Source organism: Nonomuraea sp. NPDC052634 (genome assembly GCF_040678535.1).
Taxonomy (GTDB): Bacteria; Actinomycetota; Actinomycetes; order Streptosporangiales; family Streptosporangiaceae; genus Nonomuraea; species Nonomuraea fastidiosa.
In genome coordinates this window covers 1,550,740-1,568,331 of record NZ_JBFATY010000001.1, presented here as the reverse complement: position 1 = coordinate 1,568,331, position 17,592 = coordinate 1,550,740, and the positions used below count along the sequence as shown (strand labels likewise).

The following is a 17,592-nucleotide window of genomic DNA, read 5'->3' as shown; positions in this document are numbered from 1 at the left end:
GCCCCAGGTACGGCCCCAGGTACGGTCTCAGTCACAGTCCCTCCCGCAGGTCGGCGAGGCGTTCCAGGCCGGCGAGCACCTCGTCGCGGCCGAGCCCGAAGTCGACGAAGCAGGCCACCTCGTCGCAACCCAGCTCGGCGAGGTCCGCCAGGCTCTTGCGGCACGTCTCCGGCGAGCCGATGAGGCCGCCCCAGGCCAGGTAGCGGCGGAAGGCGAAGTCGGTGAGCGCCGTGAGCTGCGCCTCGCTCAGCGCGGCCGCCCCGCCGTCCGGGCCGCCCTTGTTCGCGGCCGTCTGGGCCACGTACGACCGCAGGTACGCCTTCAGCGGCCCGGCCGCGCGCTCCCGCGCCTCCTCGTCCGATGCGGCCACGTAGGTGTGCGCCATGAGCGTCACCGTGCCTCTGGGCGGGGCGCCCGGCCGGCCGGGCGCCGCGTCGTAGGCGTCGCGATAGGAGGCGATCTTCCCGGCCAGCTCCTCGCGGGTCTGGCCGATGGTCGCGCCGAGGATGTTCGTACGCATCCGTCCGGCCGCCTCCCACGTGCTCGGGCTGCCCGATGTGGTGGTCCACAGCGGCAGGCTCGCCGAGTACGGCCTGGGCTGCGGCGTCACCTGAACCCGTTCGCCGGTCCCGTCGGTGAACTCGGCGGGTTCGCCCGCCCACACCCGCCGCAGCAGCTCCAGGTCGCGGAAGGCGCGCTCCCTGCGGTCCTCGTACGCCTCAGGAGCCAGCACGAAGTCCCGCGAATGCCAGCCCGTCGCCACCGACAGGCCGACCCGGCCGCGCGACAGGTTGTCCACGACCGCCCAGTCCTCGGCCACCCGCAGCGGGTGGTGCAGCGGCAGCACCAGGCTGCCGGCGCGCAGGTGGATGCGTTCTGTGACGGTGGCGAGCGCGGCGCTGAGCAGGGCCGGGTTCGGGAACACCTGCCCGACCTGCTGGAAGTGCCGCTCAGGCGTCCACAGTGCGGTGAAGCCGAGCCGGTCGGCGGCCCGGGCGATGGCCAGGATGTCGTCGTACTTGGCGGCGTGTCCGCCGGTGCCGCCGGCGTCGGCCGGGTCGGCGCCGAAGAACATCACGCTGAGGTCCATGGACGTGCTCCTCACGGGCGCCCGCGACACGGGCTGCCTCAGTTGGTGCGGGTACGCGGGGTCCTGGGCAGTCGGGTGATGGCGGGTTCCGCCCTGGCCGGTGTCCGCGCCAGCAGGGCGGCCAGGGCGGCGACGGTGGGGGCCTCGAACAGGTGGGCGGCCGTGGCGGGCAGGCCCTGGGCGGACAGGCGGGCGGCGACGCGTACGGCACTCAGCGAGTTGCCGCCGAGCGCGAAGAACCCGTCGTCGGGCCCGACCCGCGCGACCCCCAGCACCTCGGCCCAGACAGCGGCCACCACCCGCTCGATCTCGGAGGCGTCCCGCCCGGGCGGCGGTGCCGCGCGCTTCCCGCCGTCCCGCCCGGGTCGCGGTACCGCGGGCTCCCCGCCAGCCAGCCCGGGTCGCGGTACCGCGGGCTCCCCGCCAGCCAGCCCGGGTCGCGGTACCGCGGGCTCCCCACCGGCCGGACGCGCCGGGCGGACGGGCGGCGGCGGCACGCCGATCCCCGAGACGGGAGCGTCAGGGGCGGCGCACATGCCGTCGAGCACCAGGACGAACGCCTCGGCCAGCCACTCCATCACGGCCCGCTCGAAGGCGTCGGCGCGGTACTCGACCGTCACCGCGATCCCGTCGGGCGCGCCGTCCTCCGTGTAGGTGTCGGTGACGTCCACCAGCAGCTCGAACCTGGCCGCGCCCGTCCTGACGACCTCGACCCGCGCCTCCACGCCGGGCAGCGCCAGCTCGGCCCGCGCGTTGTTCTGCAGCGCGAGCACGACGTCCACGAGCGGCGGCAGTCCTGGCCGCCGGGCCGGGTTCAACTCCTGCACGACCCGCTCGAACGGCACCTCCTGGTGCGAGAACGCCTCCAGGTCGGTCTCCCGCACCCGGGCGATCAGCTCCTCGGCCGTCGGATCCCCCGACACGTCGGTACGGAGCACGAGCAGGTTGACGAAGAACCCCACGAGGTCGTCCACGGGCCCGGTCGACCGCCCGGCCACCGGCGCACCGATCGGCAGGTCCTCGCCCGCGCCCGCCCGCCGCAGCACCTCGGCCAGCCCGGCCTGCAGCACCATGAACAGCGTGGCGCCCTGCCGCCGGCCCAGCTCGGCGAGCCGCGCGTGCAGGCCGGCGTCGATATGCCGGACGACGGTCTGCGCCGCCCCGCCGAAAGCGGAGGAAGCGGCGGGTGAATCGGTGCCGGAAAGGGACGGGGAACCGGCCCCGGGAATTCCGGCGCCGGTGGCCGCGGAATCGGCGGGGGATCCGTTGGCGGAAACGCCGGGAAAAGCGCCGGCGGAAACAGCGGGTGAGCCGTCGGAGGAAACACCGGCGGAACCTGCAACGGAAACCCCGGGGGAACCCGCGCTGGAAACGCCGGGCGAGTCCGTAGGGGAAACACCTCGCGAGTCCGCAACGGAAATGCCGGAGGAGCCCGTAACGGAAGCGGCGGACGTGCCGATGCGGGGCAGCGTGAGCCGTTCCGGCAGCCCTTTCAGCGCCTTTCTCCAGTACGCCAGCTCATCGCCTGCGATGGCGGCCACGCGGTCGCGGTGCAGGACGGCGTACCCGGCGTACGTGATCGGCAGCGGCGGCCACGTCACGGGCATGCCGTCGAGCCGCGCCCGGTAGGCGCGCGACAGATCCCGCATGAGCGGCGGCAGCGACCAGCCGTCGGTCGCGATGTGGTGCATGACCAGCAGCAGCGCCGACGACTCCGGCCCCGTGACGAACAGCACCGCGTGGATCGGCAGTTCGGCTTCCAGGTCGAAGCGGTGCCGCGCCGCCTCGGCCACGCGCGCGTCCAGCTCGTCCTCGGTCACCTCGACGACCTCGAACCCGGGCCGCGCCTCGGCCACGGGCAGCACCCGCTGGGCGGGCTCGCCGTCGTGGACGGTGAAGACCGTGCGCAGCGGCTCATGCCTGGCCACCACGTCCGCCAGCGCCCCGCCCAGCGCGCCGGCGTCCACGGGGCCGCGCAGGCGGACGAGCATCGGCATGTTGTAGGCGACGCCCGCGTCCACCTGGTCGAGGAACCACAGCCTGCGCTGCGCCGCCGACAAGGGAGACGTATCCCCGGCCGCCCTGGAGTGCTGAGCCTCAGGCCGCGGGGAGGAAGCGGCAGGCACACCGCCGCCGGGCCCGGGACGTTCGCCGACGTGGCGGGCGACGGCCGCGACCGTGGGCGTCTCGAACAGCGTCCTGACGCCGACCTCCACGCCCAGCACGGCGTGGATCCTGCTGAGCAGCCGCGCCACCATCAGGGAGTCGCCGCCCAGGTCGAAGAAGTCGTCGTGCACGCCGACCCCGGGCACCTTCAGCACCTCGGCGAACAGCTCGCACAGCGTCTTCTCGATCTCGTCACGCGGCTCGTCGCGAGGTCCGGCGGACGCCTCAGAGGGCTCGCCGTAGACGGGCGCGGGCAGGGCGGCGCGGTCGAGCTTGCCGGTGGCGCTCAGCGGGAGCGCCTCCAGCGTCACGAACGCCGCAGGCACCATGAACTCCGGCAGCACCGCCGCGACGTGAGCGCGCAGCACACCGGGATCGACGGGGCAGCCCGACCGGTCGCGCGGCACCACGTACGCGACCAGCCGGCGGTCACCCGGCACGTCCTCCCTGGCCACCACGCAGGCCCGCCCGACCGACGGGTGGCCGGACAGCACCGACTCCACCTCGGCCGGCTCGATGCGGAACCCGCGCACCTTCACCTGGTCGTCGGCCCGGCCCACGTATTCGAGCACGCCGTCAGGGCGCCGCCGCACCAGGTCGCCGGTGCGGTACATGCGGCCGCCCGGCGGGCCGTACGGGTCGGCCACGAAACGCTCGGCGGTCGCGCCGGGACGGCCGAGGTAGCCGGTCGCCAGACCGTCGCCCGCCGCGTACAGCTCGCCCACCTGACCGTCGGGGACCGGCCGCAGCCGCGCGTCCAGCACCCGCACGTGCTTGCCGCGCAGCGGCGTGCCGATCGGCACGGGGCCGTCCACGGCGGTCACGGGATGCGTGGTCAGGAAGATCATGCCTTCGACCGGGCCGTAGCCGTTGCGCAGGCGCAGCCCCGGATGCAGGGCGAGGGCCCGGCCGACGTGCGCGGGGGAGAGCGCTTCGCCGCCGACGATCAGGTGGCGCAGCCCGGCCAGCGCGTCCGGGCACTCGTCCACGATCACGTTGAACAGGCTGCTCGACAGGTACATGCTGCTCACGCCGTGCTCGGCGATCAGGCGGCCGAGCACGAGCGGGTCGGGACGCGCGCCCGGATAGAGCACGCAGGTGCCGCCCGACAGCAGCGGGCCCCACAGCTCCAGCACGAACGCGTCCCACGACGTCGGCGAGCACTGCAGCCACACGGCGTCGAACGGCGCGTACTCCTGGCCGGTGACCGTGGCCGTGATCGCCCGGTGCGGCGCGGCCACGCCCTTGGGACGGCCGGTGGAGCCGGAGGTGAACATCACGCACGCGATCCCGTCGTGCCGGGCGGGATCGGACCGGCGCTCCAGCCCTTCCGGGGAGAGCACCGCCGACACGCCGGCGTCGTCCGCCATGACGCGCAGCCGCTCCTCGGGGAACGCCGGATCCAGCACCACGTACCCGGCTCCGGCCTTCAGCACCGCGAGCAGCGCGACCACCAGCTCGACGCCGCGCTCCATGCGCACGCCGACCAGGCTCCCTGCGGGGACGCCCAGCCCGGCCGCGCGCGCCGTGGCCCGCGCGTCCAGCTCGGCGTAGGTGAGCCGCTCCGCCCCGCAGACCAGCGCGACCCGCTCGGGGGTACGCGCCACCTGCGCCGCGAACGCCTCATGCACCAATGGTTCGGGCACGCTCATGGTCAGGCCCGGATGAGGCTCGCCGGGCGCATGTCCGTCCAGTGTGTCGCGATGTGCTCCAGGCACGCGGCGCGCGCGGCGGGGCCGAAGGTCGTGCGCCAGCCCGCGGGCACGTCGATGTCCGCCGGCCACAGCGAGTGCTGGTTCTCGTCGTTGACCAGCACCAGGTAGGAGCCGTTCTCGTCCTCGAAGGGGTTGGTGGTCATGTCAGCCTCCCGCGGGTTGCTTCTCGAGGTCGGGCGTGAGCACGTCGATGTGGCGTACGGCACGCTGGGCCAGCCCCCACAGGGCGGCGGCGGCGCCCAGCAGCCCGGCGATGAGCAGCATGGCCGCCATGCCGCTGCCAGGGCCGGTGCCGATGAGCGGCGCGAGCAGGCCGGGCACGCCGGTGCCGGCCGCCGCCTGGGGTTCGAAGACGTGGTCGGCGAGCGGCCCTGAGAAGGCCATCGCGACCGGAGAGGAGATCTGCGAGACGAACATGACGGCCCCGAACACCCGTCCCTGCCGTTCCTCCGGCACCTTGGTCTGGATGATCGACTGCATGGAGCCGTTCACGATGGGCATGATCATCGCGCCCACGAGGATGGCCGCCGTCCACGCGACGACGCCCTGGACGACGGACATGACGATCTGCGCGCTCAGGCACATGCCGACGACGCCGAGCATCATGCCGCGCACCCGGTTCTTCGGCCCGCCCCAGGCGGCCAGCAGCAGGCCGCCGGCGATGCCGCCGGCGCCGATCCCCGCGTTCACGCTGGCGAGGACGGACACGTCGCTGCCGGTCCTGGCCAGGATCATCGGCTGCACGACGGCGAAGCCGAACACCATGACCAGGTTGACGGTGAAGAACACGAGGATCAGGCCGCGCAGGCTGGGCTGGGCGAACAGGTAGCGCAGCCCCTCCAGCGAGTCGGCGCCGAGCCGCTTGCGGGCCCCGCTCTCGCCCGCCCGGTCGCCGTCCAGGCGGACCAGGCGGATGGTGGCCAGCGCGACCGCGAAGCTGATCAGGTCGATCACGAGCACGGCGCCGAGCCCGCCGGTCACCACGAGCAGCCCCGCCAGGGCGGGGCCGCCGACGTCGGCGACGCTCTTGGCGGTGGCGAGCAGCCCGTTGGCGCGCTGGAGCTGCTCCTTGCCGACCAGCATCGGCACGGCCGACGACAGCGCGGGGAACTGGAAGGCGGCGCACGCCCCGAGCAGCGCGACGGTCACGTAGACCTGCCAGAGGTGCAGGTCACCGAGGAAGTACACGGCCGCCATGGCGCCGACCGCGACGAGGCCGCCGAGGTCGGCGAGTTGCAGCGCGGTGCGCTTGCGGCAGCGGTCCACGAGGGCCCCGGCGGTCGGGCTGAGCAGCATCTGCGGCAGCAGCGCGCACAGCGAAAGCGCCACCACCTGCGTGGCCTGGTGATCGACCGTCCACGCCTGGATCACCAGGGAGAAACGGAGAACGGAATTACCGATGAGGGTGACGACCTGGCCACACCACACCAGGCCGAAACGGCCCATTCCAGAGAATCGCTGGAGAAATCGGTTTTGGAGGGACGAGGGAGGTTGACCCATGCTGCCCGAGGCCCTTCTGGTGAAAGGAACCTGTGAGAGGCCAATTTGTCCTCGGCCGTCTCACTTGTACCATCACACACAGTTTGGCACCGGGCAATAAGCGGTTTGTGGTCTGGTAATTACTTCCCGTCAAGAAACGAGGTCAGCCAGCCTTAACGCTTCTTCCGCCACTTTGTGACGCAGGGTGCGGATGCCTTCACGCCCGCGTACCGGGTGCACGAAGTTCGTCAGCAGCACCACGGTGAGACGGCGGTCCGGATCGACCACCAGCGACGTGCCGGTGAAGCCCGAGTGGCCGTAGGCGTCCTTCAGCGGGCCGACGATGCCGGGATCGCCGATGCGCACGCCCAGCCCGTGGCGGAACGGCGCGTCTTCGACGCCCTGGTCCCGGGTCATCTCGGCCACGGTCGCCGCGCTCAGCACGGGCCCGCCGCCGAGCCGCAGCGCCTCGCCGAAGGCCAGCAGGTCGTCGGCGGGGGCGAACAGGCCCGCGTGCCCGGCCACGCCGCCCAGCGCGTACGCGGTCTCGTCGTGCACCTCGCCCCGCACGCACCCCGGCCCGGGGCGCTCGGCCTTCCACTCGGTCGCGGCCACCCGATCGAGCAGCTCGGGGCCCGGCCGGTAACCGGTGCAGGACAGCTTCAGCGGGCCGGTGACGCGCTCGCGTACGAGCACCTCCAGCGGCGCCCCTCCGGCCAGCTCCGCCAGATGGCCCGCCATCACCATGCCGACGTCGCTGTAGAGATAGGGGCCGCCCACCGGGTGGGCGGGCGGCGTGGCGACCATGGCGGCCAGGCGCTCGGCGGGACCGGCCTCCGGCAGCTCCCTGTCGATGCGCCGGCTCGCGGGCAGGCCCGCCGTGTGGGTGAGCAGGTGGCGCGGCGTGATGCGCGGGTCGGCGGCGGGCAGGCGCCCGGTCACCGGCTCGTCGAGGTCCAGTCTGCCCTCCTCGGCCAGCGAGAGCAGCACGACGGTGGTGAACAGCTTGCTGACGGAGGCAAGGTCGAAGATCGAGTCGCGCCGTGCCCGCGGGCGGTCCGCGGCGAGCGTGCCGTCCGCGCCGGCGTACCTGACCAGCTCGCCGGCCGCCGCCGCGGCCGCCACGGAGCCGTCCACGGCGATCAGCGCCACCGCGGCGGGGCACACCTCGGGCACCGCGGCCGCCAGGATCTCCTCCAGCCGGTCCGACATCCCCGTACTCCTCCTCTTCATCCGGCACCAAGACGTCCACCACACGCCGTAAACCACGCGGCCCGCCGTGCGCAAGCCCTCCCGCGCGTCCGGTGTTCGCGCGGCACCCCGGCCGGACCGCCCGGTTCAGCCGCTGAGCGCGTCGCTGAGCCGCTCGCCGTGCGAGCGCAGCAGCTCCCTGGCCGCCTCGGCGTCGAGCCCGTGCCGGATCATCAGCACCGCGATCTTCGCCTGGCCGCCGGCCGCGTCCAGGGCCGCCTCCGCCGTCGCGTGGTCGGCCCCGGTGATGTCGCTGACGATGCGCAGCGCCCGCCCGGCGAGCTTGCTGTTCATCGCCGACATCTCGATCATCTTGTTCCCGTACGTCCGGCCCAGCTTGACCATCGTGATCGTGGAGATCATGTTGAGCACGAGCTTCTGGGCCGTGCCCGCCTTCAGCCGGGTCGAACCGGTCACCACCTCGGGGCCCACCACCACTTCGATGGCGTGCTCGGCGGCCGCCGACAGCGGGGCGTCGTCGTTGCACGACAGCGCCACGGTCAGCGCGCCGCGATCTCGCGCCTCCGCCAGCGCGCCCAGCACGAAGGGAGCCCGCCCGCTGGCGGACACGCCCACCACCGAGTCGAGCGGTCCCACCTCCAGGTCCTTCAGCGCGGCGGCGCCGGCCTCGGCGTCGTCCTCGGCACCTTCAACGGAACGGGTCAGCGCCTCCGGCCCGCCCGCGATGATGCCCTGCACCATCGACGGGTCGGTGCCGAACGTCGGCGGGCACTCGCTGGCGTCGAGCACGGCCAGCCGCCCCGACGTGCCCGCGCCCACGTAGAGCAGCCGGCCACCCTCGTTCATCCTCGCGGCGATGGCGTCGATCGCCTCCGAGATCGCCGGCAGCGCCAGCGCCACCGCGGCGGGCACGGCGGCGTCCGCCTGGTTCATCAGCCGGGCGATCTGCAGGGTCGGCAGCCGGTCGATCTGGGCGTAACGGGGGTCGCTCTGCTCGGTGGACGCCTCTGATAGCGGATCAATCATGTCGCTAATTTCCACCCTCTACTTCTCTCTTGTAAATATCTTTCAGACAATGGGTTCATGCCACACGTGAGAACAGGAGCCGAACGGCTGGCCGCGGATCCCGCCCTGGCGGGCGGTACGCGCCTCGGCCTGATCACCAACCCGACCGGCGTCCTGCCCGATCTGACCCCCACCCCCGACGCCCTGCTGGCCGCAGGGCTCAAGCTCACCGCGCTCTTCGGTCCCGAGCACGGCATGCGCGGCACCGCGCAGGCCGCCGGCAGCGAGGCCGACGGCGTGGACGAGCGGACCGGCCTGCCGGTCTACGACACGCACAAGCGCTCCGGCGCGCCCCTGGACGAGGTGGTGGCCGCCTCCGGGGTGGACACGCTCGTCTTCGACATCGCCGACGTGGGCGCCCGCTTCTACACCTACGTGTGGACCATGTACGACCTCATGGCCTCCGCCGCCCGGCTCGGCCTGCGCTTCGTGGTGCTCGACCGCCCGAACCCGCTCGGCGGCGCCGTGGAGGAGGGACCGCTGCTCGACCCGGCGTTCGCGAGCTTCGTCGGCCGCTTCCCGCTGCCGCTGCGGCACGGCAGGACGGCGGGGGAGCTGGCCGGGATGTTCGGCTTCGACCTGGACCTGACCGTCGTCACGATGGAGGGCTGGCGGCGGGAGATGAGCTACGCCGACACCGGCCTGCCCTGGGTCATGCCCTCGGTCAACATGCCGACCCCCGACACCGCGCTGGTCTACCCGGGCACCGGGCTCTTCGAGGGCACGAACTTCTCCGAGGGGCGCGGCACCACCCGGCCGTTCGAGCTGATCGGCGCGCCCTACGCCGACGCGCGCTTCGCGCCGGCGCTCAACGAGCTGGGCCTGCCGGGGGTGCGGTTCAGGGAGGCGTGGTTCACGCCGACGTTCCACAAGCACGCCGGCGTCCCCGTACGGGGGGTTCAGCTCCACGTGCACGACCCCGCCGCCTTCCGCCCCGTGCTGACCGGCCTGTCGATGCTGCACGTGGCCCGCACCCTCTACCCGGACGAGCTGAAGTGGGCGGGGCCCGAGCTGTTCCTGGACCACCTGTGGGGGTCCGACTCCCTCAAGAAGTGCCTGGAGGCCGGGGAGGACCCGCGGGCGCTGTGCCCGCCGCCGGCCCGCCCCGAGGGAGGACTTCTGTACTGACCGGCTCATCACGCCAGATCGCGCCGGTAGAGCCAGAAGACGCGTTCGGCTCGCGCGCCCACGGCGCGCGAGTAGAACCGCAACGGCCCCACCCAGCCGATCTGGGCGTGGTCCTGCCCGGCGGCCCGCTGCTCCGCCAGGCACCTGCGCAGCAGCACCCGCCCGAGGCCGAGGCCCCGGGCGTCGGGCGCGGTGCCCATGGGGCCGAACCAGGCCGGCCGCGCACCCCACGCGGCGAAGCCGAGCACCCGGCCATCGCGCTCGGCGTAGTGCAGCCCGGCCGCGTTGACCGCCTCCCAGGCCCATCGATCGTTCCACTGCTCCTCGACGAAGGCCGCCACCCGCTCCCGGCCGGCCGGCGCGTCACCGGGACCGCCGAGCCCGTGCACCGAGACGCCCGCGCGCTTGAGCCGCGCGAGGTCGTCCTCGACGCCCAGGTCGGCGTGGCGCAGGTCGGCGGTCATGTTCCAAGCCACCTGGTAGCGCTCGTAGCCGAGGCTCTCGGCCAGGCACGCGGCGGCGGTGTAGCGCACGTCGATGCCCGGCCAGGCGTAGCACGGCGGGTTCCCGGCGAAGCGGGCCTCGCGGGCCCCCTGCCCGCGCAGCCACTCCTCGGCCGCGCGCACCAGCGCGCGCCCGCGCCCCGCGCCCTGCGCCGAGGGGTGCACGGCCAGCAGATCGACGTGCCCGACCGCGGGGTCCACGGTGTTGACCGAGGCCATCACCACGCCGCCGTCCACGGCCAGCGCCGTCCAGCGCCGCTCCGCAGGGGGCCGCGACAGGCTGCCCACCAGGGCGGCGGCCTCGCCGGCGTCGAGCGTCAGCGCGGCCTGCGCCACCCGCGCGGCCTCGCCCGGGTCGAATTCCCGCACCGAGTGCGCCATCACACCTCGCTCATCGGGCGCGCGATCACGCTGCGGCGCTCGGGGTAGAAGCAGGCGTGCTCCTGCGGGACGCCCTCGGTGCGCCCCAGCACCGGCCGCTCGGACATGCAGCGGTCGGTGCGGAACGGGCAGCGCCGGGCGAACAGGCAGCCCTCGTCGGGCCGGCTCTCGTCCAGCGACTCCAGCGGCACCACGGGCTGCTCGCCCGGCTGCTCGAGCCCGTGCAGCACCGGGATGGCCGACAGCAGCGACTGCGTGTACGGGTGCACGGGGTCGGCGATGACCGTGTCCACCGCGCCGCGCTCGACGACCTGGCCCCGGTAGATGACGTACAGCTCGCCGTCGTCGCCGATGTAGCGGGCGGTGGCCACGTCGTGCGTGATGAACAGCACGCTCACGCCGAGCCGCTCGCGCAGGTCCTTCAGCAGCGCCAGGATGCCCAGCCGCAGCGAGACGTCGATCATCGAGACGGCCTCGTCGGCGACCAGCATCTCCGGGTCCACGGTCAGCGCGCGGGCGATGACCACGCGCTGGCGCATGCCGCCGGAGAGCTGGTGCGGGTAACGCGCCAGCACCGTGCCGGGGTCGAGGCCGACCAGCGACAGCACCTCGGCCGCCCGCTCCTCGATCCACGCCCGCGACCTGCCGGTCTGCTTGGCCCGCAGGCTGAGCGGCGCATGCAGCGTCTGGTGGATGGTCCTGGTCGGGTTCAGGGCCGAGTACGGGTCCTGATGGATCATCTGGATCTTGCGGAAGTGCGGCTGGCGCTGCTTGGGCTTCAGGCCCGACATCGGCACGCCGTCGATCTCGATCTCGCCCGCGTCGTACGACTCCAGCCCGGCGATGATCCGCCCCAGCGTGGTCTTGCCGCACCCGGACTCGCCGATGAACGAGGCCGCGCCGCCCTTGGGGATCGCGAAGTCCACGCCCCGCAGCGCCTGCACCTCGCGGGCGCCGAGCACCTTGCCCCGCTGCTTGAACGTCTTGACGACGCCGGTTCCGGTGATCATGCGTGCTCCTTCACGGTCACGGCGTGGCAGGCCACGGTGCGCGAGCCGTCCGCGACGGCCTGCGGGTCCTCGGTCTCGCACACGTCCATGCGCAGCGCGCAGCGCTCCCTGAAGACGCAGCCCTGCTGGGGCACGGTCGCCAGCGTGGGCGGCCGGCCGGGCAGCGCCTGGGCCTCGGAGATGTCGCCGACGAGCCGCGGGATCGCCTTGATCAGGCCGCGCGTGTACGGGTGGCGGGGCGCGCCCAGCACCTCCGTGGTGGGGCCCTGCTCGACGATGCGGCCGCCGTACATGACGGCGAGCCGGTCGGCCACCTCGGCGACCACGCCGATGTCGTGCGTGATGACCAGCGTGGTCAGGCCGCGCTCGGCGTGCACCTCGCGGACGATCTTCAGGATGTTCGCCTGGGTGATCATGTCGAGCGCGGTCGTCGGCTCGTCCAGGACCACCAGGTGGGCGTTGAGCACCAGCGCCAGCATGATGCCGACCCGCTGGCGCATGCCGCCGGACAGCTCGTGCTGGTGCGAGTCGAGCACGCGGGCGCCGTCCAGGCCCATCCTGGCCAGCAGCTCCTTGGCCTCGCGCACCAGCCCGCGCAGGTCGTCCACGCCGTGCGAGCGGCCCAGGTCGAGCAGCTGCTTGCCGACCGTCTTGAGCGGGTTGAGAGAGTTCTGGGCCGCCTGGAAGACGTAGCCGATGTGCTTGCCGCGCGCCTTGCGCAGCTGCTCGCCCGACAGCGCGGCCACATCGCCCAGCCCGTCGATCTCGACGGTGCCCGCCGCGATCCTGCCGGGCGGCTGCACGGCGTTGAGCAGCGACAGCGCGAGCGTGGACTTGCCCGAGCCGGACTCGCCGACGATGCCGGTGATCGAACCCGGCTCCAGGGTCAGGCTGACGTCCCTGACGGCGGGCAGCTCGCCCGCGGGGGTCTTGTAGACGACCGTCAGGCCGCCGATGCGCACTCCTGGCGCCTTGTTGCTCACCCTCTACTCCTCGCGCAGCCGGGGGTTGAAGATCTCGTCCATGGCGTCGACCACGAGCACGATGGCCAGCGTCAGCAGCAGGATCGCCAGCAGCGGGCCCAGCAGGAAGCCGAGCGCGCTCGGCACGGTCAGCGCACCCGAGCGGAACACGGCCGTGTTGAGCATCTGGCCCCAGTTGTTCGACTCGTACGGCAGCACGCCCAGGAAGAACAGGCCCACCTGCGAGTACACGCCGCCGGTGATCGCGATCAGCATGTTCATCGCGATGTACGGCGCCATGCTCGGCAGCAGCTCCTTGCCCACGATGTGCGTGGTGGACAGGCCCAGCCCGCGCGCCGCCTCGATGAAGCCGCGCTCGCGCAGCGACAGCGTCTGCGACCGCACGGCCCTGGCCACGCCGCCCCAGCTCAGCAGCCCCAGCACCAGGCCCATCTGCACCGCGCTGCTGAACTTCCACACGGTGGACAGCACCAGCAGCAGCGGCAGGCCGGGGATGGTCAGCTTCATGTCGGTCAGCCGCATCAGCACGGTGTCCCAGCGGCCCCGCTTGAAGCCGGAGAACAGGCCGATCGCGGTGCCCAGCACGACCGTGATGACGGCCGTCACCAGTGCGGCCAGCAGCACGTAGCGGGAGCCGGTGACGACCAGCGCGATCACGTCGCGGCCCTGGTCGTCGGTGCCCAGCCAGTGCTCCCAGCTCGGCGGCCTGGTGATCTGGTTCGGGTCACGGGGCAGCGGGTCGGGGTAGAACATCGGGCCGAACGCGCCCATGAACACGAACCCCGCCATGAGCACCACGCCCACCAGGCGGCTCGGCTTGCGCCGCATCACCCGCCACACGCCCGACCAGAAGTTGCGGCGCATCGCCGCGCTGGTGGACGAGCTCTCCAGCAGGACACTCATGCCGACACCTCCTCCCCGCTGCGGACCCGCGGGTCGATGACGCTGTAGAACAGGTCCGCGAGGATGTTCGCCACGATGATCGACACCGTGATCAGCAGGAACGCGCCGCCCATCAGCGCGTAGTCGCGCATGGTGATGCTCTCGATGAGCAGCAGCCCGAGACCCGGGTAGTTGAAGATGCGCTCGATGAACACCGCGCCGCCCAGCAGCAGGCCGAGCGAGAGCGCGAGGATCGTGAACAGCGGCAGGATCGCGTTGCGCGCGATGTACCGGAAGATGATCGAGCGCTTCATGCCGCGCAGCTCGGCGGCCAGGATGAAGTCGTCACCGAGGACGGTCACGACGCTCGACTTCATCGCCAGGATCCATCCGCCGTAGGCGGCCAGCGCGTACGTCGCCACCGGCAGGATCGCGTGCTCGATGAGGGAGCCGATGTAGCCGGCGTTGAACCCGGGCTCGTACAGGATGTCCACCGGGCCGTCGGCCGGCAGGATCGGGATCAGCGTGGCGAAGATCGCGCTGAGCAGCAGGCCCAGCACGTACTGCGGCACGCCGTGCAGCAGCGACCCGGAGATCGCCAGCACGTCGCCGAGCTTGCCGGACCGCTTGATGGCCGCGTAGACGCCCATGATGACGCCGACGAGGAAGCTCAGCAGCGTGCCCGCCAGCACCGGTAGAACGGTCCACTTGGCCGCCTCGGCCAGCACGTCCGTCACCGGGGCGCCGGCGTGCGTGACCGACTGGCCGAGGTCGAAGGTGAACAGCCCGCCGAGGTAGCCGGTGTACTGCTCCCAGAGCGAGCCCTTCGGCTGGAAGCCGTAGAGGACGCGGGTGGCCTGCTCGGCTGCCTCGGGAGACATGCCCTGCTCGACCAGTTTCTGCACGTTCGCCGCCACGGGATCGCCCGGGATGCTCCTGACGATGAAGAAACTGATCGTGGCGACCACGAGGATCATGACGACCCCGCGGGCCAGGTGGCCCGCGAGTCGCCGTGCGATGACCGTCATAAGTTCTCTTCTACTGCTTGGCCTTGATCAGACCGAGCTGGATCCAGACACCGGCCGGCAGGCGGAGCAGGTCGCTGTCCTGCTCGGGCCACCCGGTGAAGCGAGAGGTGTTGACGAACTGCGTGTTGACGTAGTCCCAGAGCTGGATGACCGGAAGGTCCTGGTTGGCCGTCTTGGCGAGTTCCACCATGATCGGCTTGGCCTCCTCCGCGGTGGCGGAGTTCAGCTTCGCGGTGAGCTCGCCGGGGTTGACCTTCCCGACGCCCTCGACCTCGATCTCCTCAGGGCCGCCCATCCAGTTGCCGCCCTTGCCGGGGGCGCTGTGCTTGACCTTGCCCGCGACGTTGGTCCACCCGTTGGAGGCGCCGTAGAGGCGCTGGAAGATGTCGTACGGCGCGGGGCCGAGCGCCATCAGCCAGAAGCCGACGTCGTACTTGCCGGCCGCCAGCTCCTCCAGGTAGACGGGGTAGTCGGCGACGGTGACGACCTCGGCGTCCACGCCGTTCTCGACGAGCTGGCTCTTGATGTTCTCCTGGGCGGAGATCCAGTCGGAGAAGCCGGACGGCGCGGTCATCCTGACCTTCCACGGGGTGCCGTCGGCCAGCGTCCACTTGCCGTCCTTCTTCTGCAGACCGGCCTCCTTGAACTCCGCCTCGGCCTTGGCGACGTCGTGGTTGTACGGCTCGAGCTTGTTCAGCTCGTCGCCGATCCACTCCTGCGCGGGCTTCTGGTGGATGCCGGAGGTCGTCACGGCCGGGGTGCCGCCGTCGGGCGAGGCTACCTTGGTGACCTGCTGGCGGTCGATGAGGTAGGCCAGGCCGCGGCGCACGTGCACGTTGTCGTACGGCTTCTTGGACTGGTTGAACGCCATGCCGACGGCCACCGGCGAGAAGCCGGTGATGGTCTGCGAGCCCGGAGCCTGCTTGATCCGGTTCATCACGTCCGGCGGCGCGGCGACGAAGCCGGAGTGGTCGAGCTTGCCGGCCGACAGGTAGTTCCAGATCTGCTCGTTGCCGCTGTAGTTCAGGAACTTGACCTGGTCGGGAGCGACGTTCGCGGCGTTGTAGAAGTTCTTGTTCTTCACCAGCAGCGCCTCGCCGGGGTTGACCCGCTCCAGCGTGAACGGACCGCCGGAGACGTCCTTGGGCGGCGCGAAGGACAGCACCTTCTGGCCCAGGCCGGTGATCTCCTCGCGGGCCTTCTCGGCGTCGGGGCCGTCGCCCTGGGCCGTCTTCAGCTTGTCCCAGAAGTCGGCCGGCAGCAGGCTGCCCCACACGTGCGCGGGAACGACCCAGTTGTCCATGACACCGCGGGCGAACTTCGAGCTCGGGTTGCTCATGTCCTGGGTGACCTTGATGGTCTTGTCGTCCACGACCTCGATGTCGGCCGCGAGGCCGGCCGCGCCGGGCGTGGTCGCGAACGCGGTGCTGCCGGTGGTGTAGGCGAGGCCGATCGAGGTCTTCACGTCCTCTGCGGTGATCGGCTTGCCGTCGGACCACTTGCCGTTCGGCTGCAGGTGGATGGTGATCGACGAGTTGTCAGGCGCGATCTCCCAGCTAGCCGCGATGCCCGGGTAGAACTGGTTCGGGTCGGTCAGGTGGTTCTTGACCCAGCCGAGCTTCATGGCGTTGTAGCCCTGGAAGGAGTTGCCCTTCGGGGCCCAGGGATTCGCGGGCGCCGACGCGTCGAGGCCCGGCCTGTTCACATCGATCGTGGTGAAGAGCCCGCCGCCTCCACCGCCCGACCCGGACTTGTTGGTGGTGCCACCGCTGCACGCTGCAGTCGCGGTGGCAAGGCCCAGCAACGCCACTACCGCTGCCAGTCGCTTCATTTGCCGCTCCGGGGGATGTCTCTAGGGATTGACCGGACATTACGATCGCGCCAGATCGGCGTCAATAATCTCCAGCGGTTGTGAGGCTAATGTAACTTTCCTTCATGAGTGTAGGAAGTGGCGCTCAGCGCCATCAAGTAAAACCTCAGGTCAGGGTCAAGACGGCCGCCCCGTTGACCCGGTCGGCGGCCAGATCGGCCAGCGCCCGGTCCGCCTCCTCGAAGGCGTAGGGGACCGCCGACACCCGCGGCGGATGCGCGAGCGCCAGCTCCAGGTACGCCCGCCCGTCGGCCCTGGTGTTGGCCGTCACGCTGCGCAGCGTGCGCTCCTGGAACAGGTGCCGCTCATAGTCGAGCGGCGGGACGTCGGTCAGATGGATGCCCGCCACGGCGAGGGTCCCGCCCCGGTCGAGCGCCTCCAGCGCAGGCGGCACCAGCGTGCCCACCGGCGCGAACAGGATGGCCGCGTCCAGCGGCTCGGGCGGCCGGTGCTCGTTCGCCGAGGCCGCGCCCAGCTCAAGCGCCAGCCTACGTGCTTGTTCCGACCGCGTGACCACATGAAGGGCGGCGCCCCGCGCGATGGCCGCCTGCGCGGTCAGATGCGCCGACGCGCCGAAGCCGTAGATGCCGAGCCGCCCATCGGGCGGCAGGTCGCACCGGGCCAGCGCCCGGTAGCCGATGATGCCCGCGCACAGCAGCGGCGCCAGCCACTCGGCCGGCCGGTCGTCGGGCAGCGGGTAGACGTAGTCCTCGCGGGCGACGACGTACTCGGCGTAGCCGCCGTCGGCGTCCCACCCCGTGTACGTCGAGTCCGGGCACAGGTTCTCCATGCCCCTGCGGCAGTAGCGGCACCGGCCGCAGGTGGAGCGCAGCCACGCCACGCCCACCCGGCGGCCGCCGCCTGCGATCCTGCCGACCACCTGGTGCCCGGGGGTGGTGCGCGGCCGGCGCGGCTCCAGGTCGCCCTCCGCCAGGTGCAGGTCCGTACGGCACACGCCGCACGCCTCCACCTGCACCAGGACCTCGCCGGGCCCCGGCACGGGCGTCTCCCGCTCGATCAGCCGCAGCGGCCCCGACGCGATGGGCCCCGGCCGCTCCACCACCCAGGCGCGCATGTGTC

Annotated in this window: 14 protein-coding genes; 1 reads left to right on the top strand and 13 read right to left on the bottom strand. The window is 72.1% G+C overall.

The features are described from left to right. Positions 1 to 31: 31 nt before the first annotated feature. The 6 genes from AB0K67_RS07125 to murQ all read right to left on the bottom strand — a co-directional run bounded on the left by AB0K67_RS07125 (position 32) and on the right by murQ (position 8,688). Positions 32 to 1,090, bottom strand: a complete 1,059-nt coding sequence (locus AB0K67_RS07125; RefSeq protein WP_364054232.1) for a MupA/Atu3671 family FMN-dependent luciferase-like monooxygenase — start codon at positions 1,088 to 1,090, stop codon at positions 32 to 34. Between the two features lie 38 nt (positions 1,091 to 1,128). Then, positions 1,129 to 4,902 carry an AMP-binding protein gene (locus AB0K67_RS07120; RefSeq protein WP_364054229.1) on the bottom strand — a complete coding sequence of 1,258 codons (3,774 nt, stop codon included), beginning with the start codon at positions 4,900 to 4,902 and terminating at the stop codon, positions 1,129 to 1,131. Positions 4,903 to 4,910: 8 nt separating this feature from the next. Then, complete coding sequence (locus tag AB0K67_RS07115) at positions 4,911 to 5,114, bottom strand: MbtH family protein (protein WP_364054226.1); 204 nt, start codon at positions 5,112 to 5,114, stop codon at positions 4,911 to 4,913. Between the two features lies 1 nt (position 5,115). Further along, positions 5,116 to 6,417 (bottom strand): MFS transporter, encoded by a 1,302-nt coding sequence (locus tag AB0K67_RS07110; RefSeq protein WP_364054223.1) that lies wholly within the window; start codon positions 6,415 to 6,417, stop codon positions 5,116 to 5,118. 183 nt (positions 6,418 to 6,600) lie between these two features. Continuing rightward, positions 6,601 to 7,662 carry a serine hydrolase domain-containing protein gene (locus tag AB0K67_RS07105; protein ID WP_364054220.1) on the bottom strand — a complete coding sequence of 354 codons (1,062 nt, stop codon included), beginning with the start codon at positions 7,660 to 7,662 and terminating at the stop codon, positions 6,601 to 6,603. A 126-nt stretch (positions 7,663 to 7,788) separates the two neighbouring features. Beyond that, complete coding sequence (gene murQ, locus AB0K67_RS07100; protein WP_364054217.1) at positions 7,789 to 8,688, bottom strand: N-acetylmuramic acid 6-phosphate etherase; 900 nt, start codon at positions 8,686 to 8,688, stop codon at positions 7,789 to 7,791. A gap of 57 nt (positions 8,689 to 8,745) precedes the next feature. Here murQ and AB0K67_RS07095 point away from each other — a divergent pair, with 57 nt between their 5' ends. Beyond that, entirely contained in the window at positions 8,746 to 9,855 is a 1,110-nt protein-coding gene (locus AB0K67_RS07095) for a DUF1343 domain-containing protein (protein WP_364054214.1), read from the top strand. Between the two features lie 8 nt (positions 9,856 to 9,863). Here AB0K67_RS07095 and AB0K67_RS07090 read toward each other — a convergent pair whose 3' ends face one another. The 7 genes from AB0K67_RS07090 to AB0K67_RS07060 all read right to left on the bottom strand — a co-directional run bounded on the left by AB0K67_RS07090 (position 9,864) and on the right by AB0K67_RS07060 (position 17,587). After that, positions 9,864 to 10,727: a GNAT family N-acetyltransferase gene (locus tag AB0K67_RS07090; protein WP_364054211.1), complete on the bottom strand. Its 864-nt coding sequence runs from the start codon at positions 10,725 to 10,727 to the stop codon at positions 9,864 to 9,866. An 11-nt stretch (positions 10,728 to 10,738) separates the two neighbouring features. Continuing rightward, a complete protein-coding gene (locus AB0K67_RS07085; protein WP_364054208.1) occupies positions 10,739 to 11,749 on the bottom strand; it encodes an ABC transporter ATP-binding protein in 1,011 nt (336 codons plus the stop codon). Beyond that, positions 11,746 to 12,732 carry an ABC transporter ATP-binding protein gene (locus tag AB0K67_RS07080; protein ID WP_364054205.1) on the bottom strand — a complete coding sequence of 329 codons (987 nt, stop codon included), beginning with the start codon at positions 12,730 to 12,732 and terminating at the stop codon, positions 11,746 to 11,748. The genes AB0K67_RS07085 and AB0K67_RS07080 overlap by 4 nt, the downstream gene beginning before the upstream one ends. A gap of 3 nt (positions 12,733 to 12,735) precedes the next feature. Continuing rightward, positions 12,736 to 13,635 carry an ABC transporter permease gene (locus tag AB0K67_RS07075; protein ID WP_364054202.1) on the bottom strand — a complete coding sequence of 300 codons (900 nt, stop codon included), beginning with the start codon at positions 13,633 to 13,635 and terminating at the stop codon, positions 12,736 to 12,738. Next, the gene (locus AB0K67_RS07070) at positions 13,632 to 14,642 is read right to left on the bottom strand and encodes an ABC transporter permease (protein WP_364054199.1); all 1,011 of its coding nucleotides are present in this window, start codon (positions 14,640 to 14,642) and stop codon (positions 13,632 to 13,634) included. Before AB0K67_RS07070 ends, AB0K67_RS07075 begins: the two co-directional genes overlap by 4 nt. 10 nt (positions 14,643 to 14,652) lie before the next feature. Then, positions 14,653 to 16,473 carry an ABC transporter substrate-binding protein gene (locus AB0K67_RS07065; RefSeq protein WP_364054196.1) on the bottom strand — a complete coding sequence of 607 codons (1,821 nt, stop codon included), beginning with the start codon at positions 16,471 to 16,473 and terminating at the stop codon, positions 14,653 to 14,655. Between the two features lie 145 nt (positions 16,474 to 16,618). Further along, positions 16,619 to 17,587, bottom strand: a complete 969-nt coding sequence (locus AB0K67_RS07060; RefSeq protein ID WP_364054193.1) for a zinc-binding alcohol dehydrogenase family protein — start codon at positions 17,585 to 17,587, stop codon at positions 16,619 to 16,621. Positions 17,588 to 17,592: the final 5 nt, after the last annotated feature.